The sequence below is a fragment of the Methylocystis parvus OBBP genome, assembly GCF_027571405.1.
GTDB lineage: Bacteria > Pseudomonadota > Alphaproteobacteria > Rhizobiales > Beijerinckiaceae > Methylocystis > Methylocystis parva.
Window position 1 is genome coordinate 1878248 of sequence record NZ_CP092968.1, and the last position, 25266, is coordinate 1903513.

Genomic DNA, 25266 nt, shown 5'->3' on the forward strand with positions numbered 1-25266 from the left:
GCGTCCCGATGCAGTCAGCAGTTAGCGCGGCGAGGGAGGAAGTCACGGGGTCCGCATGGAAATAGACAGAGGCCCGCTCGCCCGACGCCCGCGCAATAGCATGGATAGGTCTTGAAAGAACGGCCAAGCGGCCGAACTAAACGCTATGGCGACAGATTCTTTCCCGGACCCTTTCGCTTTCGGCGACGAAATCGGCCCTTCCAAGATCGTCTATTTGCAAACGCCTTCCGTGGGTCTACGCGCAATCGTCGTTATCGACAATGTCGCTGCCGGCCCGGCGATCGGCGGCGCGCGAATGGCGCCCGATGTGAGCGTCAACGAGTGTTTTCGACTCGCGCGCGCGATGACGCTGAAGAATGCGGCTTGCGGATTGCGGCATGGCGGCGCCAAATCCGTCATCTTCGCCGACCCGTTGATGCCGCGCGCCGAAAAGGAGCAGCTGATCCGCGCCTTCGCGAACGCCATTGCGCCGCTGCACGAATATATTCCGGGCCCCGATATGGGGACGGATGAAACGGCGATGGGGTGGATTCACGATGAGATCGGACGCGCGGTCGGCCTGCCTGCGGAGATGGGCGGCATCCCGCTCGATTTCATCGGCGCGACCGGTTTCGGCGTCGCTATTTCCGCCGCGGTCGCCGCGCCCTTTGTCGGATTGTCGCTGCAAGGAGCGCGCGTCGTCGTGCAAGGCTTCGGCGCCGTGGGGGAGCACGCTTCCCGATATCTCGAGAAGCGCGGCGCACGGCTTGTAGGCGTCGCCGATATCGCCGGCGCCATCGTCGACGCGGACGGGTTGAATATAGAGGCGCTCGCACAATTGAAACGCGCCGGGAAAAGCGTCTCGGAGTATCGCGGCGGTAGGGTCATCAGCAATGAATCTCTCGTCGCGGTCCCTTGCGACATATGGATTCCCGCCGCGCGCCCGGACGCGCTTCGCGCCGACAATGTCGCGCGTCTCGACTGCAGGTTGGTCGTCCAAGGCGCGAATGTGCCGGCGACGCGAGAGGCTGAGTTGATCATGTTCGAACGCGGGGTCGTCAGCGTGCCGGATTTCATCGCCAATGCCGGCGGCGTCGTCGCGGCGGCGGTCGAATATGCCGGCGGCTCGATCCCGGCGGCTTTCGCCGAGATCGAGGAAAAAATCGGTCTGAATACGCGCATGACGCTCGAGCGGGCGCGCGAGGCGGGCGCGCCGCCGGTCGACGCCGCGACAAAGCTCGCGACCAGCCGGCTGAGGCGAATGATGGAGCTGCGGCGCTGGCGCGTATGATCAGTTGAATTTCCGCCCGCCCGAACGCATAAGGAGGAGTCGTTGAGCTTTGAAGAACGCCGTCTTTTACGAGTCGCATTTTAATGGAAGCGCTGGACCGCAACCGCGGTCGCTTCGCCGCCGCCGATACAGAGCGCTGCAACGCCCCTCTCTAAATCATGGCGTTCGAGCGCCGCCAGCAGCGTCACGATAATGCGCGCGCCGGAAGCGCCGATGGGATGACCCAGCGCACAGGCGCCTCCATGGATATTCACCTTCTCATGAGACAGGTCAAGCTCACGCATCGCGGCCATGACGACGACGGCGAAGGCTTCGTTGATTTCGAAGAGATCCACGTCCTGCGCGCGCCATCCCGTCTTTTCGAGAAGTTTCCGTATCGCTGCGACCGGCGCCGTCGGAAACCGCGCCGGCGGACCGGCATGAGCGGCGTGTCCGACAATGGAGGCGATCGGCTTGCGGCCGATACGCTCCGCATAGCTCGCGGTCGTGAGCGCGAGGGCCGCCGCGCCGTCCGATATCGCGCTGGAATTCGCCGCCGTCAGCGTGCCGCCCTCGCGGAAGGCGGGCCGCAGCCGGGCTATGACCGAGGCGTCCGCGGTCGAAGGCAATTCGTCCTTGGACAAGAAAGGGCTTTCGCATGGAACGATTTCGGAGTCGAACAAACCTTCTCTCGCGGCGCGCTGTGCGCGTTCGAGCGACGTGGCCGCGAAGCCATCCTGCATCACGCGGGTGAACTGATATTCCGTGGCGCAGTCTTCCGCGAAGGAGCCCATGAGGCGCCCTTTCTCATAGGCGTCCTCGAGACCATCGAGGAACATATGATCGAGCGCCTGACGGTGACCCATGCGAAAACCCGTTCGGGCGCGGGGCAGCAGATAGGGCGCATTGCTCATGCTCTCCATCCCGCCCGCGACGATGGCGCGCGCCCCGCCGGCGCACAGACGATCATGGGCGTCCATCACCGCCTTCATGCCGGAGCCGCACATTTTGTTGATCGTCACGCAAGGCGTCGCGTCGCTCAACGCGGCGTGCAGCGCCGCCTGACGCGCGGGCGCCTGGCCTAGCCCTGCGGCGAGGACGCAGCCCATCACGCATTCGTCGATCGCTTCGTTGTCGAGACCGGAACGTGAGGCCGCCGCCTCGATCGCCCGCCCGCCGAGCGCCGGCGCCGGCGCGTCCTTCAAGGCGCCGAGAAAGGCGCCGATCGGCGTGCGGACGGCCCCGACAATGACGACAGGATCGTGCATGGCGCTCTCCCGGAAACGAAGACCTTCTTCTTATCTGGCGCGCGCGCCGTACGGAGAAAGAGACCGCTATGCGAAGGGAAAAAGGGGTTCGCTGCTGCCGTCGCCCGCAAGGATCTTCCGGACGGAGGCCTCATCGACTTCCTCAAGCGTAGCGGGACGCCATTTCGGCGCGGGGTCCTTGTCGACGATCGCCGCCCGTATGCCTTCATAGAGGTCGTGAGACTCGAGAAGGCCGCAGGCCGCGCGATATTCATTGGTCAGACATTGTTCCAAGCTCCGAGCGTCGCGCGCCCGCTGCAAGAGCGCATATGTCGCCTTGAGGCTCGTCGGCGAATTACGCGCGATGGCTTTAGCGGCTGACCTGGCGAAATCCGAACCGTCGCCAAGAAGCGCAGCCAATGCCTCCTCGACATTTTTCGATTTCGCGAGCTTGCGGAGGGTGGCGCGATTTTGCGCCAATTCGCCTGGTTCCAGCCGGCGCGAGAAATATTGCAGGACGGCCGCGACATCCTGCGCGGTATGCGCGCCGGCGACTTGCCGGATCAGCTCTCCAAGCTGATGCGAATAAACGAAATGATCTGCAAAACCCGCGTGAATGGCGTCGGCGGCCGACACGGTCGCTCCCGAGAGCCCCATATAGACGCCGGCGCCCGCCGCCTGCGCCAGCAGCCAGGTGCCGCCGACATCCGGCACGAAACCGATGCTCGTCTCCGGCATGGCCAGCCGCGTGCGCTCGGTGACGATCCGGCAATTTCCATGCGCGGATAGCCCGACGCCGCCACCCATGACGAGGCCGTCCATGATGACGACATAAGGCTTCGAACAAGCGGCGATCATGGCGTTGAGTTGATATTCCTCACGCCAGAAATCTCTATAATAGGATTTGTCGCCGTCGCGAAGCTCGTAAAGCTTGCGTATGTCGCCGCCCGCGCAAAAACCGCGCTCGCCCTCGCCCGTCACCAGAATGGCGACGACATCGGGCTCCCGCACAAATTCCGCGAGCGCGCGCGTGAAATCCCGCACCATGTTCAGCGTCAGGCTGTTGAGCGCGTTCGGCCGGTTGAGTCGAATGCGTCCAATTCGGCCTTCTCGTGCGACGAGCAGCTCCTTGCAGTCGATCACGAGCCACGCTCCTTCAACAGGTCTTTCGCAATGATCACGCGCATGATCTCATTGGTTCCTTCCAAAATGCGATGAACCCTCAAATCACGCTGAATCTTCTCGACCCCGTAATCGGCGAGATAGCCATAGCCTCCGAAAATCTGCATGGCGTCGTCGGCGACCGCGAATCCCGCATCGGTCGCGACGCGTTTGGCCATGGCGCAAAGCCGGGTGGCGTCCGGGGCGCGGACGTCGAGCGCGGCGGCGGCGCGCCAGAGCAGCGCCCGCGCGGCCTCCAACTGCGTCGCCATATCGGCCAATCGAAACTGAAGCGCCTGGAAATCCGTGAGAGACCGACCGAAAGCCTGCCGCTCATGCGCATAAATGAGCGCCTTTTCCAAAGCGCTCTGCCCCCCGCCAAGCGAACAGGCGCCAATGTTCAAGCGGCCACCGTCGAGCGCGGCCATCGCCATTTTGAACCCCTCTCCCTCCGCGCCGAGTCGGTTCTCGAGCGGCGCGACGCAATCCTCGAATGCGACGATGCGCGTCGGCTGCGCGTTCCATCCCATCTTGCGCTCATTGGCGCCGAAACTCAGCCCCGCCGCGCTCCCTTCGACGAGAAAGGCGGAAACGCCCTCGGCGCCTTGCCCGCCCGTGCGCGCCATCACAATGTAGAGATGCGCGTCGCCGCCCGCGCCCGCTCCGGAGATGAATTGCTTTCGGCCGGACAAAACATAGGCGTCGCCACGCCGAACGGCGCGCATGCGGAGAGCCGCCGCGTCGGAGCCGCAATCCGGCTCCGTCAGGCAATAGCTCGTTAGCGTCTCCATCGTAACGAGCTTTGGCAGGAAGCGACGGCGCTGATCCGGCGATCCGAAGGCGTCGATCATCCAGGCGCACATATTGTGGATGGAAAGATAGGCTGAAACGGTCGGACAGCCCGTTGCAAGGGCCTCGAAGATCAGCGCCGCATCGATGCGCGACAGACCGGCGCCGCCGAATTCCTCGCCGACATAAATCGCCGCCATGCCGAGCGCAGCCGCGGCGCGCAGCGTCTCGACCGGAAAGAACTTGTCGCGATCCCACTGCAAAGCAAATGGCGCAATGGCCTCGCGCGCAAAACGCATCGCCATCTCCTGAATGGCGCGCCGCTCGTCGCTCAACCCGCTAGAGGAATATGCAGACAAGACTAGCCTCCGGGAATTTGTCGCGCGGAACGCTCGTCGCTCGAACAAGCGCGCCGCGCATGCGCAACACGGCTTTCAGGCGCGCGCCCGAGGCGTGCGCAGATAAAATCGCCGGCGTCGAGAAGCCGTTCGAGATCGACGCCCGTATCGATCCCGGACCCTTGCAGCATGTAAACCACATCCTCCGTCGCCACATTGCCGGCGGCTCCCGGCGCGAAGGGACAGCCGCCGAGGCCGGCGACGGATGCGTCGAAGATCGTAAGGCCGATCTCGAGACAGGCGAAAATATTCGCGAGCGCCTGTCCGTACGTGTCGTGAAAATGACCCGCGAGGCGCTCGATCGGAATGTCGCGCGACAGGGCCTCGACGAGCTTTCGCGCGGGGAGCGGCGCGGCGACGCCGATCGTGTCGCCGAGCGAAATTTCGTCGCATCCGAGGCGATGCAGGGCGTTCGCGACCGAAATCGTTTGTGCGGGATCGATCCTGCCTTCGAATGGGCAGCCAAAGGCGCAGGAAACATAGCCGCGCAGCCGAAGGCCGCCTTCCTTCGCGGCTCGGGCGACCGGGCGCAGCCGCTCCAGATTTTCATCGATCCCGCAATTGAGATTCTTCCGCGAGAAGGTTTCGGACGCCGCCGCGAGCATCGCGACCTCGCGGGCGCCGGCCGCAAGCGCCGCCTGCAATCCGATCTCATTGGGAACCAGAACGCTGAGCGTCGCATCAAGACAAGGATCGACGCCCGCCAAGACCGCGGCCGTCTCCGCCATCTGCGGAACCAGACGCGCGGGCACGAAGCTCCCGGCCTCGATCGAACGCAGTCCCGCAGCCGCGAGGCGCTCGATCAGCTCGATGCGCGTCGCGACAGGCAGGATGGCGCGTTCGTTCTGCAGCCCGTCCCTCGGCCCGACCTCGACAATGCGTATGCGGTCAGGCAGCTTCATCGCTCGCCCGCCAGGCCAACAGCTCCTCGCCCTCGCGCACGGATTGTCCTTCTCCGCAATAGACGTTCTCGACGACGCCGTCGCCGGGAGCCTTGATCGGTATCTCCATCTTCATCGCCTCGAGCAGGATAAGCGGGGCGCCCTTGCCGGTGTGATCGCCCCGCTTGACGAGAACGCGGATGACGCGCGCGGGAACGGGCGCCAGAAAAGCGCCGTCGAGCGCGACGATCCGCGATGGCGGAGCCAGCGGATCGATCCATTCGAGGAGATGATTTCGTCCGTCGACGATGACGACGCATTTTGAATCTTGGGCGATGACGCAGACGTCGCGACGCAAGCCGTCGATCTCGATCGCAAGGCGCTCCTCTCCCCATAGCGCGGAAACGACGCAGGCGCCTTGTGCGACCTTCATGTGGAAGCTTCGCGCATCGATCGGCTCGATTGAACATTCGAGCCGTTGCGACTCACGACTGAAGGCGAGCCTGATCGTTTCCTTCCCGTACAGCCGCCACCCATCCGCCGCCGACCAGGGAGAACAAGGATCGTTATAGGCGGCGCGCGCGGCGGCCTGCCGCCGCCAGTTCGCCGCAGCGGCGGCGAGCAAGAAACGTTCGTCGGTCGGCGGCTCGGCGGCGTCGACCCCAACGACATCCTGCACGAAGCCGAGATCGATATCGCCCGCCTGGAAACGCGCCTGGCGAAGCAACAGGCGTAGAAAGTCGAGATTGGTTTCGACGCCGACAAGTTCGACGGCGGCGAGCGCCTGCTGAAGGCGCCGCACCGCCGCGTCCCGCCTATCGTCCCAGACCACGATCTTGGCCAGGAGCGAATCGTAGCAGGTCGAGATTCTGTCGCCCCGCTTCACGCCGGTTTCCAGCCGGAGATTCGGGCTTTCCGCCGGGAGTCGTAAATGAGCGATGACGCCCGATGACGGCATGAACCCCTTTGACGGATCTTCGGCGCAAAGACGCGCCTCAATCGCATGGCCGCGCGCTTCGATCATATCGGCGCCTTGCGGCAAGGCCTCGCCGCAGGCGACGCGCAATTGCCACGCGACGAGATCGACGCCCGTCACCATCTCCGAGACCGGATGCTCGACCTGCAACCGAGCATTCACTTCGAGGAAGAAGAATCGCGCGCCATCGACGAGAAACTCGGCCGTGCCCGCGCCCGTATAATCGCAGGCGCGCACGATGTTCCCGGTCGCATCGCGCAATCCCGCGCGCATCGCGTCAGGCAAGCCGGGGGCCGGCGTCTCCTCCACGATTTTCTGATGATTGCGCTGGAGCGAACAATCGCGCTCCGGAAATAGCGCAACGCAGCCATGTTTATCGGCGACAAATTGCACTTCGACATGTCTCGGCCGCTCGACATATTTTTCGAGCAGTAAATGGCCGTCGCCAAAAGCCGCCAGCGCTTCGCGCCGGGCGCTCTCGATCGCGAGCGGCAGTTCATCCTTTGAGCGAACGATGCGCATTCCGCGCCCGCCGCCGCCCGCCGCCGCCTTCACCATGACGGGAAATCCGACCTGCGTCGCCGCCCGGGTGAAGGTCGCGAAATCCTGCGCATGGCCGTGATAGCCGGGAAGAACGGACACGCCGATTTGATGCATCAATTTCTTGGCGGCCGCTTTGTCTCCGACCGCACGAATGGTCTTTGGAGAGGGACCGACGAAAATCAGCCCGGCGTCTATGCATTGCTGCGCGAAGTCCGCCGACTCAGCAAGGAAGCCGTATCCCGGATGCACGGCCTCGGCGCCGCTTCGCCGCGCGGCGTCGATCATGCGCTCAGACGAAAGGTAGCTGTCGCCTGCCGGCGCCGCGCCAATGCGCCAGGCCTCATCCGCCATCTCGACATGCAAAGCGTCTTCGTCCGCGTCTGAAAAGACGGCTACGGTCGAAAGCCCCATCTTCCGCGCCGTTCGGATGATGCGGCAGGCGATTTCGCCTCTATTGGCGATGAGGAGCTTGCGAAACATCGTCTAAAGTCCGCGCCAGTCAGGGCGCCGTTTTTCCAGAAAGCCGTTCAAACCCTCGACGCCCTCCGGCGAGGCGCGACGTTCGGCGAGAAGATGCGCCGTCTCCATCAGAAGCGAGGCGTCCGGCGTCCGATTCTCGTAAAGGCGCACGAGCCGTTTCACCTCGGCTTGCGCGCCCGGGGCGCCAAGCAGCAGCGCTTCGACGATCCTGTCGCGGGCGGAGATCAGCGCGCCTTCCTGCGCAACCTCATGAACAAGCCCCATATGGAACGCGCAATCGGCCCCGACGATTTCGGCCCCGAGCGCAAGCGCGCGCATAGCGCGCGGACCGATCGCGCGAAGGACATAAGGCCCGACCACCGCCGGAACGAGGCCCAGACGCACTTCGCTCAAACAGAATTTTGCGGCCTTCGCGGCGAGCGCGATATCGCAACAGGCGACGAGGCCCATCCCGCCCCCAAAGGCCGCGCCCTGCACCAGCGCGACGGTTGGCTTCGGAAGGCGATCCAGCGCAGCGAACATTTCTCCAAGCGCCAAGGCGTCTCGCTCATTTTCCGTCCGCTCGGCGCTCGCGGCCCGCTTCATCGCCTCGATGTCGCCGCCGGAGCAGAAATTGCCGCCTGCGCCGCTCAGCACGACGACGCGCGCGTCGGGATCGGCCGCGAGACGGGCGAAAGCCTCGGTCAAACGCCGCACCATCGCTGCGTCGAGCGCATTGCGCCTGTGGGGTCGATTCAGCGTCAGGGCGACGACGCCTCTTTCGTCTCTCGACTCGATCAGATCCATGCGCGCCTCACATCCGAAAGAGACCAAAACGCGTCCTTTCGGCGGGCGCGTTGAGACTGGCCGCGAGCGCGAGCGCCAATGCGCGCCGCGTATCGGCCGGATCGATCACGCCGTCGTCCCAAAGCCGGGCGCTGGAATAGAGCGCGTCGCTCTGCCGCTCATATTGAGCGCGAATGGCGTCGGCGTAAGCGCGCTCGTCTTCACTCGTCCAGTTCGCGCCGCGCGCCTCGTTCGCGCTGCGTTTGACGCGCGTCAGCACATTGGCCGCCTGCTCGCCGCCCATCACGCCAATGCGCGCATTGGGCCACATCCAGAGAAATCGCGGCGAATAGGCCCGCCCGCACATGGCGTAATTTCCCGCGCCGAAACTGCCGCCGATCACGACCGTGAATTTCGGGACCGCAGCGGTCGCGACCGCCGCGACCATCTTCGCCCCCTCCTTGGCGACGCCCTGCGCTTCGTATTTCTTTCCGACCATGAAGCCTGTCGTGTTCTGCAGAAAAACGAGCGGCGCGCCATGCTGTGCGCACAGCTCGATGAAATGCGCCGCCTTCGACGCGCTTTCAGGGAAAATGACGCCATTATTGGCGACGATCCCAACGTCATGGCCCCAGATGCGTGCGAAGCCCGTCACCAAAGTGGGGCCGTAAAGCGCGCGAAATTCATCGAAACCGCTATCGTCGACGATACGAGCGATAATTTCGCGCGCGTCATATTGAGCGCGCGGATCGCTCGAGACGACGCCATAGATCTCTTTCGGATCAAAACGCGGCTCAATGGCGGGTCGCGTGACCTTTCCGCGCCTTTCCGGCAAATGGCCGACAATTTCGCGCACAAGCGCGAGCGCATGCGCGTCATTCTCGGCAAGATGATCGGCGACGCCGGATTGCGTGCAATGCACGTCGGCGCCCCCAAGCTCATTCGCCGAAACGACTTCGCCGGTCGCAGCCTCGACGAGCGGCGGCCCGGCCAGAAAGATCGTTCCGTGATTGCGGACGATGATCGTCTCGTCGGACATTGCCGGCACATAGGCGCCGCCGGCGGTGCAGGAGCCCATCACCGCGGCGATCTGCGCGACGCCGTCGGCGGACATCCTGGCCTGGTTGTAGAAGATCCGGCCGAAGTGATCCCGGTCGGGAAAAACGTCTTCCTGGGTCGGAAGATTGGCGCCGCCGGAATCCACGAGATAGACGCAAGGGAGTCGATTCTGCGCCGCGATCTCCTGCGCGCGCAGATGCTTTTTGACCGTCATCGGAAAATAGACGCCGCCCTTCACCGTGGCGTCATTGGCGACGATCATGCAGTCGCGGCCGACGATCCGGCCAATTCCCGCGACCACGCCAGCGCAGGCGAGCTTGCCGTCATACATGCCATGGGCGGCGAAATGTCCGATTTCAAGAAAGGGCGTCAGCGGATCGAGAAGCGCCTCGATGCGTTCGCGCGCGAGCATCTTTCCGCGCGCAAGGTGCCGCGCCTGCGCCTCCGCTCCGCCTCCGAGACGAATGGCCGCCGAGGTCTCGTTCAAACGATCCAGCAGAAGAGTCATCGTCTCGCGATTGCGGGCGAAGGCGTCTCCCCGCCGATCGATGGACGTCTCCAAAATAGCCATGCCGCCTCCAACTGGCGTCAGCTCGTCTCCTCGAACAATTCGCGTCCGATCAACATGCGCCGGATTTCGCTCGTCCCGGCGCCGATTTCGTAGAGCTTCGCGTCGCGCAGCAAGCGGCCGGCGGGATAGTCGTTGGTGTAGCCGTTGCCGCCGAGGCACTGGATGGCCTCGAGCGCCATCCATGTCGCGCGCTCCGCAGCGAACAGGATGGCGGAAGCCGCGTCCTTGCGGCTCGAACGGCCGAGATCGCAAGCCTTGGCGACGGCGTAAACATAGGCGCGCGTCGCGCCGAGCGCCGTATACATATCGGCGAGCTTTCCCTGCATTAGCTCGAATTCGCCGATCGGACGCCCGAACTGCTTACGGTCGTGCACATATGGCAGAACGAGGTCCATGCAGGCGCGCATGATGCCGATGGGTCCGCCCGCGAGAACCGCGCGCTCATAATCGAGGCCGCTCATCAGCACGGCCGCCCCGCCCTCGGGCGCGCCGAGCACATTCTCCGCCGGCACGCTGCACTCGTCGAAGACGAGTTCGCTCGTATTGGACCCGCGCATGCCGAGCTTGTCGAGCTTCGCGCCGGCCTGAAAGCCCTCGAAACCCTTCTCGACGATAAACGCCGTGATGCCATGCGCGCCCGCGGAAGGTTGGGTTTTCGCGTAAACGATCAGCACGTCGGCGTCAGGACCGTTCGTCACCCACATTTTGCGGCCATTGAGACGGTAGACGTCGCCGTGCTTCTCCGCCCGCAGGCACATGCCGGCGACGTCGGAGCCTGCGCCCGGCTCCGACATTGCGAGCGCGCCGACATGTTCCCCGGAGACGAGGCCCGGCAGAAAGCGGCGCTTCTGCCGGGTCGAGCCGTTCCTGTAGATCTGGTTGACGCAGAGATTGGAATGCGCGCCGTAAGAAAGACCAATCGACGCCGAAGCGCAGCTGATCTCCTCCATGATAATGACATGTTCGAGATAGCCGAGCCCAGCCCCGCCATAATCCTCGGGAACGGTGACGCCGAGCACGCCAAGCGCGCCCAGCTTGCGCCACAGATCGTCGGGGAAGCAGTTCTGCGCGTCGATTTGCGCGGCGCGGGGCGCAATCTCTCGCGCCGCGAAAGTCTCGACGGCGCGCCGCAGCGCCTGCGTCGTCTCGCCGAGGTCGAACTCCATGGACGGCGTAAAGTGGCGCATTGCGCCGCGCTCCTTCCCGCCAAACGGCGGCATAGCGGCTATATTTGCCGGCGCTCGATCGTTTCAAGGCGCCGGCGCCGTTTGCGCCGCGTCGGGCTGCGCGGATGGATGCGCCGCGACAATGGCCGGATGCGCGGCGTAGACCTCGGCGACCGCGCGGATCCTGGGAAAGGCCGCGAGCGACACGCCGAAGCGCTCGGCGCTATAAATTTGTGGCGCGAGACAGGCATCGGCGATCGTCGGCTCCGCTCCCAAGCAGAACGGCGCGGGCGCGATCATCGCCTCCAGCGCCGTCATGCCGGAGGCGATCCAGTGCCGGCGCCAAGCCGCAACCCGATCATGGCCGAGCTGCAGCTCTCGCCCGAGATATTCCGCAACGCGCAGATTGCCGAGCGGATGAATGTCGCAAGCGATGGAAAGCGCCACGGCGCGGGCGCGGGCGGCGAGGATCGGATCCGCCGGAATGAGGGCGGGCCGCGGGAAAGCGCTCTCGAGATATTCGATAATCGCCAAGGACTGCGTCAGCACGCTTCCGTCGTCGAGCTCGAGCGCGGGCACGAGCGCCTGCGGATTTTTCGAGCGGTAGACGGCGCCCATCTGCTCGCCGCGCAGAAGACTGACGAAGCGCCGCTCGACGGAGAGGCCCTTGAGCGAAAGGCAGATGCGCACGCGGAATGCGGCGGAGGAGCGCCAGTAATCGTAAAAGATCATGAGACGGCCTCGTGGCGAATGTCGCTAACGTTTCAGATAGGGCTACAAGCGCGCTCCGGTCGCCTTATCTCCTTTAAGGTGAAACCTCGGCAGAGGCAGGAAGGCGATGACCGCCGCTTCAATCGAATGCGCCCCGGCTTTCTCCAGCGACAATCCGATGGGCACGGACGGCTTCGAATTCGTGGAGTTTGCGCATCCCGATCCGGCGCAGCTTGCGGCGCTGTTCGAAAAGATGGGCTTCACCGCCGTCGCGCGGCACAGATCGAAAGACGTGACGCTCTACCGCCAGGGCGAGGTCAACTATGTCCTCAACAACGAGCCGGAGAGCTTCGCCGCGAATTTCGCGCGCGACCATGGTCCTTCCGTCTGCGCCATGGGCTTCCGCGTGCGCGACGCCGGCCTGGCCCTGAAGCGCGCCGTCGCGCTTGGCGTCGACATCGTCTCCCGCCGGCCCGGTCCGATGGAGCTTCACATACCAGGGATAGAAGGCGTCGGCGGCGCGCTCATCTATCTCGTCGATCGCTATGGAGAAAAGGGCTCGATCTGGGACGTCGACTTCCGCTGGACCGGACCCGCCGATCCAAAGCCGGAAGGCGTAGGGCTTCTGACCATCGATCACCTCACTCACAATGTTCGGCGCGGACGCATGGACGCGATGGCGGATTGGTACGAACGCCTCTTCAATTTTCGCCAGATCCGCTATTTCGACATTGAGGGCCGGTTCACGGGCCTGCATTCGCGCGCCATGGTCAGTCCCTGCCGCAAGATCCGCATCCCGATCAACCAAAGCGCCGACGATTCGAGCCAGATCGAGGAATTTCTCGACGCTTATAATGGCGAGGGCGTGCAGCACATCGCCTGCGCCTGCCGCGACATTTACGAGACAGTCGAATCGTTGCGCCGCAACGGGCTCGATTTCATGCCGGCTCCGCCCGACGCCTATTACGAGGCGGTGGAGGCGCGGCTTCCGGGAAATGGCGAGCCGGTCGAACGGTTGAAAGAGCTTGGCGTTCTCATCGACGGCGCCAGCAGCCCCGATGCGCAGCCCCTGCTCTTGTTGCAGATTTTCTCGAAGACGGTGGTCGGGCCGATCTTCTTCGAATTTATCGAACGAAAGGGTGATGAAGGTTTTGGCGAGGGCAATTTCCGCGCGCTCTTCGAGTCGATAGAAGAGGACCAATTGCGGCGCGGCGCTTTGAGGCCGGGGGCGGCCCCATGAGTTATATGAGCGGCTTCGGCAATGAGTTCGCTTCCGAAGCTCTGCCCGGCGCGCTTCCCGAAGGCCGCAATTCACCGCAGCGTTGCCCTTATGGGCTATATGCGGAGCAGCTATCCGGCTCGGCCTTCACAGCGCCCGCCCCCGCCAATAGGCGCTCATGGCTCTATCGCATTCGCCCTTCCGTGTTGCATGCGCGCCGCTTCGCGCGGACAAACTTGCCGCTCTGGGCGACGGCGCCCGCGCGCGGCCGCGAGGCGGCGACGATCGGTCCTCTCCGCTGGGATCCGACGCCATTGCCGCGTGAGCCGCTCACTTTCATCGAAGGCGTGCGGACCATGACATGCTGCGGCGATGCGGACGCACGCATCGGCATGTCGGCTTGCGTCTATCTCGCGACAGCCGATATGGACGATGATTATTTCTACGACGCCGATGGCGAACTTCTCATTCTGCCGCAGCAAGGCGTCCTTCGTTTCGACACGGAATTTGGCCGCATCGACGTTGCGCCCGGCGAAATCTGCGTCATCCCGCGCGGCGTGAAATTTCGCGCCCGTTTGGCGTCCGGCGCCGCGCGCGGTTATCTTTGCGAGAATTACGGCGCGCCCTTCGCCCTGCCCTATCGCGGCGCGATCGGCGCCAATGGCCTCGCCAATCCCCGCGATTTTCTTACGCCGGTCGCCGCCTATGAGGATGTCGAGCGGCCGGGGCGCCTTACGGTGAAATGGGGTGGACGTTTCCATTCGTGCGAAATTGAATGGTCGCCGCTGGACGTCGTCGCCTGGCACGGAAATTACGCGCCATACAAATATGATCTGCGCCGCTTCTCGCCGATGGGCGCGCTACTTTACGATCACCCCGATCCCTCCATCTTCTGCGTGCTGACGTCGCCTTCAGCTCAGGCCGGCGTCGGCGAGGTGGATTTCGTCATTTTCCCCGAGCGCTGGCAGATCGCGGAAGACACGTTCCGTCCGCCCTGGTTCCATGTGAATGTTATGAGCGAATTCATGGGCCTGATTTTGGGCGCCTATGACGCCAAACCGCGAGGCTTCGCGCCCGGCGGCATGTCGTTGCACAACGCCATGCTGCCGCACGGGCCGGACGCCGAGGCCTTCGCCGCGGCGAGTTCGGCCGAGCTTCGCCCCTCGAAGCTCGAAGATACGCTCGCCTTCATGTTCGAAACGCGTTTGCCGCAGCATCCCACCGATTTCGCCCTCGCGCTCGAAACGCTGCAGCGCGACTATGCGGAGTGCTGGACGGGTCTGCGCAAGCGCTTCCAGGCGACGCAATGAGGCGAAGATGAAGCTGGCTTCCTTGAAAAGCGACCGCGACGGGAGACTGGCGGTCGTCTCGCGCGACCTGACGCGCGCCGCTCTCGCCGCAGAAATGGCGCCGACGCTTCAGGCCGCGCTGGATGATTGGGAGAACGCGTCGCCAAGGCTCGCCGCTCTGGCCGAGCAAGTCGAAGCGGAGACCACTACGACCTTCCGCTTCCGCGAGCGCGATTGCGCCGCGCCGCTGCCGCGCGCGTTTCAATGGGCGGACGGATCGGCTTACGTCAATCATGTCGCGCTCGTGCGCAAGGCGCGCGGGGCGGAGATTCCGGGAAGCTTCTGGACCCAGCCATTGATGTATCAGGGCGGGTCCGACGCCTTTCTTGGACCGCGCGACGCCATCCCTTTTCTCGACGAAAGCTTCGGCCTCGACGTCGAAGGGGAGATCGTCGTCATTACCGGAGACACGCCGATGGGCGTCTCGCCGGAAGAGGCGCGCGCGCATATCAAGCTTGTGATGCTGGTCAACGACGTCACCTTGCGCGGGCTCGTGCCTGACGAGCTCGCCAGAGGCTTCGGCTTTTTCCAGTCGAAGCCCTCTTCCGCCTTTTCGCCGATCGCGGCGACGCCGGACGAATTTGGCGCCGCCTGGCAAGGCGCGAAATTGTCGCTGCCTCTCCTTGTGTCGATCAACGGTGCGCCGCTCGGCCGTGCGGAAGCCGGCGTCGACATGACCTTTGATTTCGGCCAGCTCATCGCCCATGCGGCGCGCACGCGCCGGCTCTCCGCCGGGACGATCATCGGCTCAGGCACTGTGTCGAACCGCGCGGCGGATGGCGGACCGGGACTGCCAGTCTCGAAAGGCGGCGTCGGCTATTCCTGCATTGTCGAGCAGCGCATGGTCGAAACATTGCGCGACGGCGCGCCGGCCACGCCCTATCTGAGGCCTGGCGACGTCGTGCGCATCGAGATGGTCGACAGAAGCCGGCGCTCGATCTTCGGCGCCATCGAGCAGCGAGTCGAAGCGCTTTGACTCCTAGGCGGCGGCGCCCTTTCGGACAAAGTAATGCATGTCGCCTTTCGTGATGACGCGATCGCCGGCGACGATCTGATCGGGCGAAAGGTCGCCTTGCTTTGCGAGAGCTTCGTAAAGCGCGTCGAAATCCTGATAGCACTGTTCGAGCAATTGCTCGAAACCGTCGATCACGAAATAGGTCTGCTGATAATCGCTGATGACGTAATTCGTGCGCATGATGCGGGAGAGATCGAAGCCGATGCGGTTCGGCGAGGAGTCCTCCAACGAAAAGCAGGTCTCGCCCGGCGAGGAGAGAATGCCGGCGCCGAAGATGCGCAAGCCTTCCGGCTCACGGATGAGCCCGAACTCGACCGTATACCAATAGAGCCGCGCCAGATTGTGAAGCTGGCCGCGTTGCTGCGCCCGCGCGCCGCCTTTTCCGTAAGACTCCAGAAAGCGCGCATAGACCGGATCGGCCAGTAGCGGCACATGACCGAAAACGTCGTGAAACACATCCGGCTCGGAGAGATAGTCCAGTTCTTCCTCGGGCCGAATGAACGCGCCGGCGGGAAAGCGGCGACCGGCGAGATGCGCGAAGAAGGCGTCGTCGGGAATGAGCCCGGCGACGGGCACGACGCGCCAGCCCGTAATGGCCGCCAGCCGCTCGCTCAATTCCTCGAAATTCGGAATGCCGGCGCGCGAAAGCTCCAGCTTCCGCTTGGCGTCGAGAAAGGCGCCGCAGGCGCGGCCCGGCAGGAGCTTCGCCTGCCGGGCGAAAAGACGATTCCAGCGATCATGTTCCGCCGGGCTATAGGACGCCCAATCCTGATCGATCGTCCAATCCGCTCTGCGCGGCGCATTGGCGTAACGGTTCTTCGCTTCGGACGACGCGGTCATGACCGGCCTCGCTTTTCTTCTTTTATTTATGTCCTGCGCCACGCGCGCAAAGTCCCGGCAGGCGTCCGGCCGGCCTATGCGCTGCGATTGCGCGCCCTAGTTTGAAGGGCATGTCGGACCTTGCGCATTTTATCGACGGTCGCCTTACGCCCGGTCGTTCGGATCGCTTCGGCGACATTTTCGATCCCGCGACCGGCGCGCAGGCGCGGCGCGTCTCATTCGCGTCCCGCGCTGAAGTCAGGGCGGCCGTCGAGAATGCGAAGCGCGCGCAGCCTGAATGGGCGGCGACCAATCCGCAGCGCCGGGCGCGCGTGCTGCTCAAATTTCTCGAGCTGATCGCGCGCGAGCGCGAAAGCCTCGCAACGCTCCTCGCATCCGAACATGGCAAGACCGTCGCGGATGCGCGCGGCGACATACAGCGCGGCGTCGAAGTCGTGGAGTTTTGCGCCGGCGCGCCGCATCTTCTGAAAGGCGCCTTCAGCAATGCGGCGGGGACCGGCGTCGATCTTTATTCGATGCGCCAGCCGCTCGGCGTCGCCGCCGGAATCACCCCGTTCAATTTCCCGGCGATGATCCCCATGTGGATGTTCGCCCCCGCGATCGCCTGCGGCAATGCGTTTATATTGAAACCCTCCGAGCGCGATCCGAGCGTGCCGATGCGTCTCGCGGAGCTGATGCTCGAGGCGGGACTTCCGGCGGGCTTACTCAACGTCGTCAATGGCGATCGGGAAGCAGTGGACGCCATTCTCGACGACCCGGACGTCAAAGCCGTCGCCTTTGTCGGTTCAACGCCGATCGCCGAATATGTCTATGCGCGCGCCTGCGCGACGGGCAAGCGCGCGCAATGTTTCGGCGCGGCGAAAAACCATATGCTCGTCATGCCCGACGCGGATATGGATCAGGCCGTCGATGCGCTCATTGGCGCCGCCTATGGTTCCGCCGGGGAACGCTGCATGGCGATATCCGTCGCCGTGCCCGTCGGGGAAATCGCCGCGCGCGAGCTTTTGCGCCGCCTCGTCCCGCGCGTCGAAGGCTTGAAGATCGGATTGCCGGGCGACGAGACCGCGGATTACGGGCCGCTGGTCTCGAAAGCCCATCTCGACAGGGTGAAGGCCTATGTCGCGAGCGGGGTCGAGGAGGGCGCGCGGCTGCTTGTCGATGGCCGCGACTTCAAAATGCAAGGCTATGAAGACGGCTTCTTCATGGGCGGCTGTCTCTTCGACGACGTCTTGCCCGATATGCGGATTTACAGAGAAGAGATTTTCGGGCCCGTGCTCTGCGTCCTTCATGCGCGCGATTACGAAGAAGCGCTCGCGCTGGCGAACGGACACGAGTACGGCAACGGCGCCGCCATCTTCACGCGCGACGGAGGCGCGGCGCGCGACTTTGCGGCGCGGGCGCAAGCGGGGATGATCGGCGTGAACGTCCCGATCCCGACGCCTCTCGCTTACTATACCTTCGGCGGGTGGAAACGATCGGGCTTCGGCGATCTCAACCAGCACGGCGAAGACGCCTTCCGCTTCTACACCAAGACCAAGACGGTCACGTCGCGCTGGCCGGACGGCGCGCGGGAAGGCGCGAGCTTCGTCATGCCGACAATGTCCTGACTTCAAGCTGAATCGTGATTTGGAGCTGAGCCCATGCCCCGCATCGTCTTTATCGGACTGGGCGCGATGGGCGCGCCGATGGCTTGCAATCTAACGCGCGCGGGTTTCGAGGTCGCCGCCTATGACAGGGCCGCCGCCGCGCGCGAGAAGGCGGCGGCGCTTGGGCTTGCGCCCGCCTCCTCGCTGGAGGACGCGGCGCGCTGCGCAGACGCCGCCGTGACCATGCTCCAGAATGGCGATCAGGTTCTCAACGTCTGGCGCGCGTTGCTCCCGCAATTGCCGAAAGGCGCGGTCATTGTCGATTGCTCGACGATCGACATGGAAAGCGCGCGGCAAGCGCATGATCTGGCGCGACGCGCGGGAATGTTGGCGGTCGACGCGCCGGTTTCCGGCGGCGTCGCGGGCGCGCAGGCCGGGACGCTCACATTCATGTGCGGAGGCGCTGAGGACGCATACGAAGCCGCTCAACCCATCCTCGCGAAGATGGGCGCCCGCCTCTTTCATTGCGGCGGCCCGGGGCTCGGCCAGGCGGCGAAGCTCTGCAACAATCTCATGCTCGGCGTGACGATGATCGCGACCGCGGAAGCCTTCGCCCTCGCCGCACGGCTCGGACTTGCGGCGCAATCGCTCTTCGACGTCGCCTCGGCGTCCTCGGGGCAATCCTGGTCGTTGACGCGATACTGTCCGGCGCCCGGACTCGTGCCCGGCGCGCCTTCGGGGGCCGGCTATGCGCCGGGCTTCATGACGAGGCTGATGCTGAAGGATCTGCGTCTTGCCGAGACCGCGGCGGCCGAAGCCCGGGCGGTGACGCCCCTCTGCGCGGCGGCGGCTCAGCTCTACGCCCTGTATGACGCTCAGGGCGGCGGCGAGAAGGACTTTTCCGGCATTTTCGAAATGCTCGACGGAAAAGCCTGAAATGGCGGGCGCGACGCGATCGTGCGAGCGCCCGCTCCTGTGATTAGCGCTTTTTCTTCTTGCCGCCCGACTTCGTCTCGGCGGCCGGGGAAGCGAGGCCCATCTCGCTGCGGCAATCGTCGGTCAGCGACGCGGCCGCCGCCCGCAGGCAGCCCTCGATCGCGGTCACATCCGGAATCTGCGCCTGGCAGAGGCGTTTCGCGTCGTCCTCACAGGCGTCGCGCTGAGCCTGCGTGCCTTGAGCCATCGCGGGAACGGCCGCGAGCAACGCAAGCAAAGCCGAAAGCCGGATAAAGTTGTGCATTCACACGTCCCTTCTTGATTGTCTTGAGGTCCCGCGAGCGATCGGCGCAGGCTGACGTCATCTTATGCGAGCCGGGCCCGCAGGAAAACCGCCCTGGGCCACGGTTAACGCCCTGACTTCGGATCGGGAAAGGCGTGGGAGCCGTTTGTCCACAGGCAGGCGCCGCATGCTCCACAAAAAAGAGCCGCTGGTTGGCCAGCGGCCCAAGTTCAGGGAGGAAATGCCCAAGGAGAGCACGCCTACAGTGGAGGCGCGGCCTGTGGCGAAACTGTGTTCAGCGCGGATGGCCGCGCCATTCCGCTTCGGCCTGTGGCAGAAGCGCCACAGTGGACGCGCGTCAGCGCGCCTTGCTGCCCTCGATCGTGCGGAGTTCAGCCGTGGACGGCGCCCGGATGCTGGCGTTGAGCTTGCGCAGCATGGTGAGGCAAAGCTCTTTCACCGCCTCATCCTGAACCGTGTCCGTCAGACGGGCGACGTGGTAAAAAGCCATCGCCCGCTGCGAGACAAGATCCTCGTAGCTGAAGGGATCGGCCAAGCCGTCCATGTCGTCATTCGTGCCGTCGTTCATTGAGCCCACGCCTTCCGGATCGATAGGCCGCATATTGGGTCTTTCTCGCGAAAATTAAAGTCGGATATCCGTAAGTTTCGCGCGCCGCCAAGTGTCGGCGCCGGCCATATGGTTAACGCTGCGTCCGAAGCCCCTCGCCATAGACGGCCCGCCTCGCTTCCTCATGCGGAGTCGCCGCGTAGATCAGATAGGACCCCAACGCGGCGACGGCGGCCGCGACGATCGCGGCGACCAGGGTCCCGCGCATCTGCGGCGACCGCCGCGCGGTGGGGCTGTTCAGGGCCAGGAGCGCGACGAGGCCGATAAAGGCGCTGAGCAAGGCGAGGAGGAACAAGCTCTCGACGGCGACGCTCATTGCAGCCTCCAATTGGCGGGACGCGACGGCGCCTCCTCAATTGGTAACGCCGGGTCGCGGAAGAAGGTCCAGCCGATCGGGGCTCAGGAAATGCGCCGGCGTTTCTCGGGCGCCGCGTCCGCCGTGTCGGCGCTGGGCCGCGTCGACGGCGTCGGGCGGCTGAATTGCAGCAGCGTGTTGACGAAATCGGCGTAGACGCCGCTCGCCCTCACCGCCTGCTCGAAAAGGTCCTGATAGGGCAGCCGGACCGGCGCCGGCGCGGAGGTCTTGGCGGCGAGTTGGGTCTTGGCGGCGAGTTGGGCCCCGTCGCCGAGCCGAGCGGAGATCGAGGCCCAGAGCTTCGTCATTTCGCCCGCGGCCGCGCCCCGCGGATTGAGTTCGACGACGCCGAGCCCCAGGCGCACCGCCTCCTGGTAATCGACCCGGGTCGAGACCATCGGCGCCAGCAGCGCGCCCATTTCCTGAAGCGCCTGGGCGCCCCGCTCGATGCGCAGGCTCTGTTGCGCGGAAGGGCACTGATTGAGCAGAAAAGCGAAAGCTTTGCCCGCCGCTTTCACTTTGGCGATGGTCACTTCGCTGGCCCAGATGTCCAGCGTATTGGGTCGGGCGGGGATCACGCAGAGATCCGCCGCGCGAATGGCGGCCTCGGCCTGCGCCGTGTCGCTCGCCGGCGTGTCGACGACGACGAGCGAGACGCCTTCGCCCGCGAGATGGGCCAGGGCGCCTTCCAGCTTCTCCGCCTGCATGTGCTGCACGGGAATATCCGGCGATTTGCGGGCCCGCGACCATTTGACGAGAGATTGCAGCGGATCGAGATCGCACACGAAGACGCGCTCGCCGGATTTGTATGCGGCGACGGCGACGTTGGAGGCGAGCGTGCTCTTGCCGGCCCCGCCCTTCTGCGTGACGAATGAGACGATCTGCATGCCTCGGGCCTGCCTCACGGGCTATACGGATGACGATAACGCGAAAAACGCTTGACGCTCAGGCGAACGCGAAGCGCGCCGATATGGGCGCAGAGGAACTCGGTCGAGGTTACAACCTGCGCGACAGGCAAAAAAGCGGTTTTGCTGGTCAAGTTGCGGAAATAGGGGACGGGCGCGACCACTCGCGGCGAGGCGCCTTCAACCTACATCGCGGCCCCCGCTCTGCCCTCATCGAGAGAAAAGCCGCGTGGTCAGGCGCTTGAGCGTGTCCGCATGGCCCCGAACGCCCCTTTCGAAATCCGAGAGAGCGGAGAAAGGTCGCCAAAGAAGACTCGATTTCCCGTGGGCGATCCAGCTTTCGAGCGCTTGCCTCCGCTCGTCGAGGGCGGCGATCTCGAATGTCGCTTCTTCAAGCTGCGCGCCCCGCGCGCGCGCCTTATGCGCATTCCTCGCCGCCATGGCGCGGGCATGGAAGATCTCGGCCGCATGATTTTCCGCGCGGGAGACAAGGCAGTCGTCAAGAACGAGAAAGTCCAGCCCCGCCTCGAAGAAGCTTCGCAAGGCGTCGTCCGCGCTGGCGACAATCGGCTCCTCGTGAATATTGAAGGACGTGTTGACGAGCGTTCCGACCCCGGTCAGGGCCGCATACTCCGTCAACACGCGGTGCAGGAAGGGCGAGGTCTCCGCCGAGACGAGCTGCGGCCGCGCCGTGCCGTCGACATGAACGACGGCTGGGCAATCGGCCTTGGCCTTCTCCGTGCAGGGCACGGTGACGGTCATATATTTCGCGGCGTCGCGGACCACGTCCGAAATCATGAAATATTCGCTTGCGTCTTCCTCGCGAACGATCGGCGCGAACGGCATGAATTCCGTGCGACTCAACTTCTCGTTCAGGCGCGTGTTGACGGAAGCGTCTTGCGGCGACGCCAGAATCGAGCGATTGCCGAGCGCGCGCGGCCCAAATTCCGCCTCGTCCCGCGCAAGCGCGACAATGTCGCCCCGCGCGAGACGTTCGGCGACGATTCGCGCCAGTTCCGCCGGCCGGCCGAAGGCGATCGCGCGCTCCCGCAAATATGCTTCCTCGTCATCCGTTACGCGCGGACCCAGAAAGACGTGACGGATCGGCGATCCTGTGATTTTCTCGCGTTCAAAGCGCGCTTGCCACGCCGCGCCGATGGCGCCCCCGTCATCCGCCATCGCCGGACAAACGAACAACCGGTCTATGTCCAAATCCGCCAATCGCTGATTGAGCCGGACATTGGCGAAAAGCCCGCCGGCGAGACACAGTTTCTTCGTTTCCGGCCGGGCTTCCAGCGCCCGTTGGACTATTCGATGCACATGCGTTTCGGTCAAATGCTGGAGCGTGGCGGCGACGTCCGCATTGCTTGCGCCGCCCAGAAGGTCCCGCAAGCGGCGCCGCTCGTCGGGAGAGACGGCCAGACGCGGCTGAAGGGTTCCGTCGAAACGGTCAAACCATCTGATCAGGTGATGGGTGGGGCGAGGCTCGACCACCCAACTCTGCAACGTGTCGAGGACATGCGGATCGACTTCGCCATGAGCGGCGAGGCCGGTGAGCTTGCCTTCATGCTTGAACGGCCTGAATCCAAGCACGGCCGTCACCACCGCATAGACATAGGCGACATTGCCGTATCGTGCGGCGCTGAAGCGATCGACAGGCCTGACGCCTGCCGAGCGCGAAGCGGAATAGACGCCGCCAAACCAATGTTCGTTCGACTGGCCGCCATCGTAAACAATGCAGAGCGCGTCCTCATAGCCGCTCGCCCAGAAACTCGAGGCGGCATGCGCGAGGTGGTGCGGGACATAAACGATCGGCTTCGAAAGCGTCGAAAGGTCTCGGGCGAATTCCTCCGGAAAGGAGCGATCGAAATAAAGCGGCCGTTCCAATTCCCGCTCGCAAAAGGCCGATTGGTCGGATAACTCCTCTGCATAGCGCTCGGATTCCGCCACCGCGACATAAGCGACCCTGTCCCAGGGAATGCGGCCGAGAATTTGCGTGGGCCAGCGGCCATCCTGCTTGACGCGCGAGAGGCGCTCCAGAGAAACGGCGTGGACGAGCCTTCCTTCCGGATCGACGACCCCGACGGCAGTGTCGTGAGAGCAACTGTAATTCACCCCGACGACCGAGCGCTCGGGGATATCCTCGAGCGCGCAAACTCCGTTGCCCATTGTCGTCCCCACTAGCAATTATTCTATGGTTTGAATTAGATATCTCCGGTTGAATATTACTAAACGCGAGCTCTTTGCGCCAGTAGCCAAGATGGCGACGGCGCTCGTCGCCACAGGCCGCCGAAAGGCTATGAACCATCCGCGCCACGCGCGGCCGGCGTCGCCGTTAGTATCTGAAGCCTTTGATTTCAATGGTGGGCGATGCAGGGATTGAACCTGCGACCCCTCCCGTGTGAAGGGAGTGCTCTCCCGCTGAGCTAATCGCCCGTCGCGATAAACGCGGAACGCCTCTCGTGTAAGAGAGGCGAAGGCGTTCCGTCAAGTGCGGCCGAAGGCGGATGGGTGCAGAATCGCCTCGGCCGCCGCCCAAAGCTCGTCGAAATGGGAGATCACGCGGTCGGGCGCGAGCTCGGCCACGGGGATGTCGGTATAGCCGAAATCGACCGCCACCACCGGCGTTCCCGCGTTTTTCGCCGTGTCGACGTCCGTCTTGGAGTCGCCCACCATCACGGCCCGGCGCGGGTCGCCGCCGGCGGCCTCGATGGTCAGCGCCAGCGTGCGCGGATCGGGCTTGTGCATCGGGAAAGTCCCCCGCCCGCAAATCGCTGCGAAACGGTCGGCGGCGTCGAGCTTTTCCAGGAGCAGCCGGGCCAGCGGCTCGGGCTTGTTCGTGCAGACGGCGAGCCTGAATCCGGCCGAGGCGAAGCGGTCGAGCGCGGCGAGGGCGCCCGGGAACAGCATCGTTTCGTCGGCGATATGGGCCTCGTAATGGTCGAGAAAGTCCCGCACCAGCGGATCGACCCGCTCCGGCGCGAGCGGCGCGCCGTCGATCGCGAAGCCGCGCTCGACCAGAGCGCGCGCCCCCGCGCCCACAAGGCTGCGGGCGGCGGAAGGCGCGACCAGCGGCAGGCCCTCGCGGGCGAGCAGCGCATTGAGCGTCGCGATGAGGTCGCGGGCGGTGTCCGCCAAAGTGCCGTCGAGATCGAAGACGAGAATGGGCGCGCGCAAAGTCATGGCCGCGGAGGTAAAGGCCCCGCTCTCCCAGATCAAGCGCCACGGGCGAAATTAAGGGCTTGGCGCGCGCAGCGCGTGTAGACTGCGGCGACCGATTCGAAACAGGAGTGGCGAAATGCGTCTTTCGCAGTTTACCCTTGGGCAGCGCTTCCTGTTCCTGGCGGCGTTCTTTCTGGCGTCGGGAGCGGCCAGCGCCGCCGGCGCCGGCAATTATGAATTTCTCGCCGCGCCGCAGACCGATCTCAACCGCGTCTTCCGCCTCGACAAGGCCACCGGCGAAGTCGGCGCCTGCCAATATGGCCTCAAGGAAGGCTCCTCGATCGGCGTCACCCTGTGCTACCCGCCGGGCGAAGGCGCAAAGGCCGGAACTTTCAGCGAATACGCCCTCGTCGCCTCGCGCCATACGGGCGAAGGCGGCGTCTTCCGCGTCGATCTGCGCTCGGGCATGATGTCCATCTGTTTCGTGCTCAATGAGAGCGCGGTGGTTTGCACGCCTCAGGCTAAATGACCGACCGCAAGAACCCGCCGAAGCTGACGGTCTGGCACAACACGAAGTGCCCCGTTTGCGACGGCGGGATCAATTTCCAGAAAAATCGGCTGGTCCGCGCCGCACGGGCGGGCGACATCGAATTTCGCGACATTAATCTCGAGCCGGACGCTTTGGCGCATTTCGGCGCGACCCTCGACGATGTGCGCCGCCGGCTTCACGGCGTCGACAGCGGCGGCCGGCTCTATGTCGGCGCGGCTTGCGCCGCTGAGATCTGGCGGCGGACGCCCGGCGACGAATGGCTTGCCCGCCTGATCGATCTCCCGCCGATCCGGCCATTCGCCAGCTTCGCCTATGACCGCTTCGCCGACATGCTTTTCGCCTGGAACCGCTGGATGGGTCATTGGTGAGGTTTTCGGGTTGAGTCGCGAGGCGGAAAGCTCTATCGGCGAAACTCCCGCCGCGATCTGCCGCCCAACCTGCT

The 25266-nt window shown here is 64.5% G+C and carries 24 protein-coding genes and 1 tRNA gene; 8 read left to right on the top strand and 17 right to left on the bottom strand.

Annotated features, from left to right (window positions below; all coding sequences use genetic code 11):
* Window positions 1-145 precede the first annotated feature (145 nt).
* Complete coding sequence (locus tag MMG94_RS09165; RefSeq protein WP_016918244.1) at window positions 146-1270, top strand: Glu/Leu/Phe/Val family dehydrogenase; 1125 nt, start codon at window positions 146-148, stop codon at window positions 1268-1270.
* Window positions 1271-1350: 80 nt separating this feature from the next.
* On the opposite strand, the gene MMG94_RS09170 is transcribed toward MMG94_RS09165, so the two are convergent.
* The 9 genes from MMG94_RS09170 to maiA all read right to left on the bottom strand — a co-directional run bounded on the left by MMG94_RS09170 (window position 1351) and on the right by maiA (window position 12017).
* Complete coding sequence (locus MMG94_RS09170; RefSeq protein WP_016918243.1) at window positions 1351-2517, bottom strand: acetyl-CoA C-acyltransferase; 1167 nt, start codon at window positions 2515-2517, stop codon at window positions 1351-1353.
* Between the two features lie 66 nt (window positions 2518-2583).
* Window positions 2584-3639 carry a 3-hydroxyisobutyryl-CoA hydrolase gene (locus MMG94_RS09175; protein WP_016918242.1) on the bottom strand — a complete coding sequence of 352 codons (1056 nt, stop codon included), beginning with the start codon at window positions 3637-3639 and terminating at the stop codon, window positions 2584-2586.
* Window positions 3636-4751: an acyl-CoA dehydrogenase family protein gene (locus tag MMG94_RS09180; RefSeq protein ID WP_051001073.1), complete on the bottom strand. Its 1116-nt coding sequence runs from the start codon at window positions 4749-4751 to the stop codon at window positions 3636-3638. The genes MMG94_RS09175 and MMG94_RS09180 overlap by 4 nt, the downstream gene beginning before the upstream one ends.
* Window positions 4752-4807: 56 nt before the next feature.
* Window positions 4808-5746, bottom strand: coding sequence for a hydroxymethylglutaryl-CoA lyase (locus MMG94_RS09185; RefSeq protein WP_016918240.1), 939 nt, complete (start codon window positions 5744-5746; stop codon window positions 4808-4810).
* Window positions 5733-7724: an ATP-binding protein gene (locus tag MMG94_RS09190; protein WP_016918239.1), complete on the bottom strand. Its 1992-nt coding sequence runs from the start codon at window positions 7722-7724 to the stop codon at window positions 5733-5735. The genes MMG94_RS09185 and MMG94_RS09190 overlap by 14 nt, the downstream gene beginning before the upstream one ends.
* A 3-nt stretch (window positions 7725-7727) precedes the next feature.
* Entirely contained in the window at window positions 7728-8510 is a 783-nt protein-coding gene (locus MMG94_RS09195; RefSeq protein ID WP_016918238.1) for an enoyl-CoA hydratase-related protein, read from the bottom strand.
* 7 nt (window positions 8511-8517) lie between these two features.
* Window positions 8518-10119 carry a carboxyl transferase domain-containing protein gene (locus MMG94_RS09200; protein ID WP_016918237.1) on the bottom strand — a complete coding sequence of 534 codons (1602 nt, stop codon included), beginning with the start codon at window positions 10117-10119 and terminating at the stop codon, window positions 8518-8520.
* Between the two features lie 17 nt (window positions 10120-10136).
* A complete protein-coding gene (locus MMG94_RS09205; RefSeq protein ID WP_026016008.1) occupies window positions 10137-11306 on the bottom strand; it encodes an isovaleryl-CoA dehydrogenase in 1170 nt (389 codons plus the stop codon).
* 63 nt (window positions 11307-11369) lie between these two features.
* The gene (gene maiA / locus MMG94_RS09210) at window positions 11370-12017 is read right to left on the bottom strand and encodes a maleylacetoacetate isomerase (protein WP_016918234.1); all 648 of its coding nucleotides are present in this window, start codon (window positions 12015-12017) and stop codon (window positions 11370-11372) included.
* Window positions 12018-12123: 106 nt separating this feature from the next.
* On the opposite strand from maiA, the gene hppD reads away from it, so the two are divergent.
* The 3 genes from hppD to MMG94_RS09225 are packed head-to-tail and all read left to right on the top strand — an operon-like array spanning window position 12124 to window position 15540.
* Window positions 12124-13236 (top strand): 4-hydroxyphenylpyruvate dioxygenase, encoded by a 1113-nt coding sequence (gene hppD, locus MMG94_RS09215; protein ID WP_016918233.1) that lies wholly within the window; start codon window positions 12124-12126, stop codon window positions 13234-13236.
* Window positions 13233-14525: a homogentisate 1,2-dioxygenase gene (gene hmgA / locus MMG94_RS09220; protein ID WP_016918232.1), complete on the top strand. Its 1293-nt coding sequence runs from the start codon at window positions 13233-13235 to the stop codon at window positions 14523-14525. The genes hppD and hmgA overlap by 4 nt, the downstream gene beginning before the upstream one ends.
* A gap of 7 nt (window positions 14526-14532) precedes the next feature.
* Complete coding sequence (locus MMG94_RS09225; RefSeq protein ID WP_016918231.1) at window positions 14533-15540, top strand: fumarylacetoacetate hydrolase family protein; 1008 nt, start codon at window positions 14533-14535, stop codon at window positions 15538-15540.
* A 3-nt stretch (window positions 15541-15543) separates the two neighbouring features.
* Here MMG94_RS09225 and phhA read toward each other — a convergent pair whose 3' ends face one another.
* Window positions 15544-16419, bottom strand: a complete 876-nt coding sequence (gene phhA / locus MMG94_RS09230; protein ID WP_016918230.1) for a phenylalanine 4-monooxygenase — start codon at window positions 16417-16419, stop codon at window positions 15544-15546.
* A gap of 110 nt (window positions 16420-16529) precedes the next feature.
* Here phhA and MMG94_RS09235 point away from each other — a divergent pair, with 110 nt between their 5' ends.
* A complete protein-coding gene (locus MMG94_RS09235; RefSeq protein ID WP_016918229.1) occupies window positions 16530-18026 on the top strand; it encodes a CoA-acylating methylmalonate-semialdehyde dehydrogenase in 1497 nt (498 codons plus the stop codon).
* A 33-nt stretch (window positions 18027-18059) separates the two neighbouring features.
* Window positions 18060-18941, top strand: a complete 882-nt coding sequence (gene mmsB / locus MMG94_RS09240; RefSeq protein ID WP_016918228.1) for a 3-hydroxyisobutyrate dehydrogenase — start codon at window positions 18060-18062, stop codon at window positions 18939-18941.
* 43 nt (window positions 18942-18984) lie between these two features.
* Here the strand turns inward: mmsB and MMG94_RS09245 are convergent, their stop codons facing one another.
* The 7 genes from MMG94_RS09245 to MMG94_RS09275 all read right to left on the bottom strand — a co-directional run bounded on the left by MMG94_RS09245 (window position 18985) and on the right by MMG94_RS09275 (window position 24295).
* Window positions 18985-19245 carry a hypothetical protein gene (locus tag MMG94_RS09245; RefSeq protein WP_016918227.1) on the bottom strand — a complete coding sequence of 87 codons (261 nt, stop codon included), beginning with the start codon at window positions 19243-19245 and terminating at the stop codon, window positions 18985-18987.
* Between the two features lie 337 nt (window positions 19246-19582).
* Window positions 19583-19813: a hypothetical protein gene (locus MMG94_RS09250; RefSeq protein ID WP_154419891.1), complete on the bottom strand. Its 231-nt coding sequence runs from the start codon at window positions 19811-19813 to the stop codon at window positions 19583-19585.
* Window positions 19814-19925: 112 nt separating this feature from the next.
* The gene (locus MMG94_RS09255) at window positions 19926-20168 is read right to left on the bottom strand and encodes a hypothetical protein (protein ID WP_016918225.1); all 243 of its coding nucleotides are present in this window, start codon (window positions 20166-20168) and stop codon (window positions 19926-19928) included.
* An 83-nt stretch (window positions 20169-20251) separates the two neighbouring features.
* Window positions 20252-21094, bottom strand: coding sequence for a division plane positioning ATPase MipZ (locus MMG94_RS09260; RefSeq protein ID WP_016918224.1), 843 nt, complete (start codon window positions 21092-21094; stop codon window positions 20252-20254).
* A 228-nt stretch (window positions 21095-21322) separates the two neighbouring features.
* A complete protein-coding gene (locus MMG94_RS09265) occupies window positions 21323-23281 on the bottom strand; it encodes a carbamoyltransferase C-terminal domain-containing protein (protein WP_016918222.1) in 1959 nt (652 codons plus the stop codon).
* A 192-nt stretch (window positions 23282-23473) separates the two neighbouring features.
* Window positions 23474-23548 (bottom strand) — tRNA-Val (locus MMG94_RS09270).
* Window positions 23549-23599: 51 nt separating this feature from the next.
* On the bottom strand, window positions 23600-24295 hold the full coding sequence (locus tag MMG94_RS09275) for an HAD family hydrolase (RefSeq protein ID WP_026016007.1): 696 nt from the start codon (window positions 24293-24295) through the stop codon (window positions 23600-23602).
* Between the two features lie 115 nt (window positions 24296-24410).
* Between MMG94_RS09275 and MMG94_RS09280 the strand changes: the two genes are divergently transcribed.
* Window positions 24411-24803 carry a hypothetical protein gene (locus MMG94_RS09280; protein ID WP_016918220.1) on the top strand — a complete coding sequence of 131 codons (393 nt, stop codon included), beginning with the start codon at window positions 24411-24413 and terminating at the stop codon, window positions 24801-24803.
* Window positions 24800-25192: a thiol-disulfide oxidoreductase DCC family protein gene (locus MMG94_RS09285; protein WP_016918219.1), complete on the top strand. Its 393-nt coding sequence runs from the start codon at window positions 24800-24802 to the stop codon at window positions 25190-25192. Before MMG94_RS09280 ends, MMG94_RS09285 begins: the two co-directional genes overlap by 4 nt.
* Window positions 25193-25266: the final 74 nt, after the last annotated feature.

Coding starts and splice junctions, on each gene's coding strand:
- MMG94_RS09170 (WP_016918243.1), bottom strand. CDS start 2,517: ATGCACGATCCTGTCGTCATTGTCGGGGCCGTCCGCACGCCGATCGGC.
- hmgA (WP_016918232.1), top strand. CDS start 13,233: ATGAGTTATATGAGCGGCTTCGGCAATGAGTTCGCTTCCGAAGCTCTG.
- mmsB (WP_016918228.1), top strand. CDS start 18,060: ATGCCCCGCATCGTCTTTATCGGACTGGGCGCGATGGGCGCGCCGATG.
- MMG94_RS09165 (WP_016918244.1), top strand. CDS start 146: ATGGCGACAGATTCTTTCCCGGACCCTTTCGCTTTCGGCGACGAAATC.
- MMG94_RS09180 (WP_051001073.1), bottom strand. CDS start 4,751: ATGGCGATGCGTTTTGCGCGCGAGGCCATTGCGCCATTTGCTTTGCAG.
- maiA (WP_016918234.1), bottom strand. CDS start 12,017: ATGATCTTTTACGATTACTGGCGCTCCTCCGCCGCATTCCGCGTGCGC.
- MMG94_RS09185 (WP_016918240.1), bottom strand. CDS start 5,746: ATGAAGCTGCCTGACCGCATACGCATTGTCGAGGTCGGGCCGAGGGAC.
- MMG94_RS09195 (WP_016918238.1), bottom strand. CDS start 8,510: ATGGATCTGATCGAGTCGAGAGACGAAAGAGGCGTCGTCGCCCTGACG.
- MMG94_RS09285 (WP_016918219.1), top strand. CDS start 24,800: ATGACCGACCGCAAGAACCCGCCGAAGCTGACGGTCTGGCACAACACG.
- MMG94_RS09205 (WP_026016008.1), bottom strand. CDS start 11,306: ATGCGCCACTTTACGCCGTCCATGGAGTTCGACCTCGGCGAGACGACG.
- MMG94_RS09260 (WP_016918224.1), bottom strand. CDS start 21,094: ATGCAGATCGTCTCATTCGTCACGCAGAAGGGCGGGGCCGGCAAGAGC.
- MMG94_RS09250 (WP_154419891.1), bottom strand. CDS start 19,813: ATGAACGACGGCACGAATGACGACATGGACGGCTTGGCCGATCCCTTC.
- MMG94_RS09190 (WP_016918239.1), bottom strand. CDS start 7,724: ATGTTTCGCAAGCTCCTCATCGCCAATAGAGGCGAAATCGCCTGCCGC.
- MMG94_RS09280 (WP_016918220.1), top strand. CDS start 24,411: ATGCGTCTTTCGCAGTTTACCCTTGGGCAGCGCTTCCTGTTCCTGGCG.
- MMG94_RS09225 (WP_016918231.1), top strand. CDS start 14,533: ATGAAGCTGGCTTCCTTGAAAAGCGACCGCGACGGGAGACTGGCGGTC.
- MMG94_RS09200 (WP_016918237.1), bottom strand. CDS start 10,119: ATGGCTATTTTGGAGACGTCCATCGATCGGCGGGGAGACGCCTTCGCC.
- MMG94_RS09275 (WP_026016007.1), bottom strand. CDS start 24,295: ATGACTTTGCGCGCGCCCATTCTCGTCTTCGATCTCGACGGCACTTTG.
- MMG94_RS09245 (WP_016918227.1), bottom strand. CDS start 19,245: ATGCACAACTTTATCCGGCTTTCGGCTTTGCTTGCGTTGCTCGCGGCC.
- hppD (WP_016918233.1), top strand. CDS start 12,124: ATGACCGCCGCTTCAATCGAATGCGCCCCGGCTTTCTCCAGCGACAAT.
- MMG94_RS09265 (WP_016918222.1), bottom strand. CDS start 23,281: ATGGGCAACGGAGTTTGCGCGCTCGAGGATATCCCCGAGCGCTCGGTC.
- MMG94_RS09235 (WP_016918229.1), top strand. CDS start 16,530: ATGTCGGACCTTGCGCATTTTATCGACGGTCGCCTTACGCCCGGTCGT.
- MMG94_RS09255 (WP_016918225.1), bottom strand. CDS start 20,168: ATGAGCGTCGCCGTCGAGAGCTTGTTCCTCCTCGCCTTGCTCAGCGCC.
- phhA (WP_016918230.1), bottom strand. CDS start 16,419: ATGACCGCGTCGTCCGAAGCGAAGAACCGTTACGCCAATGCGCCGCGC.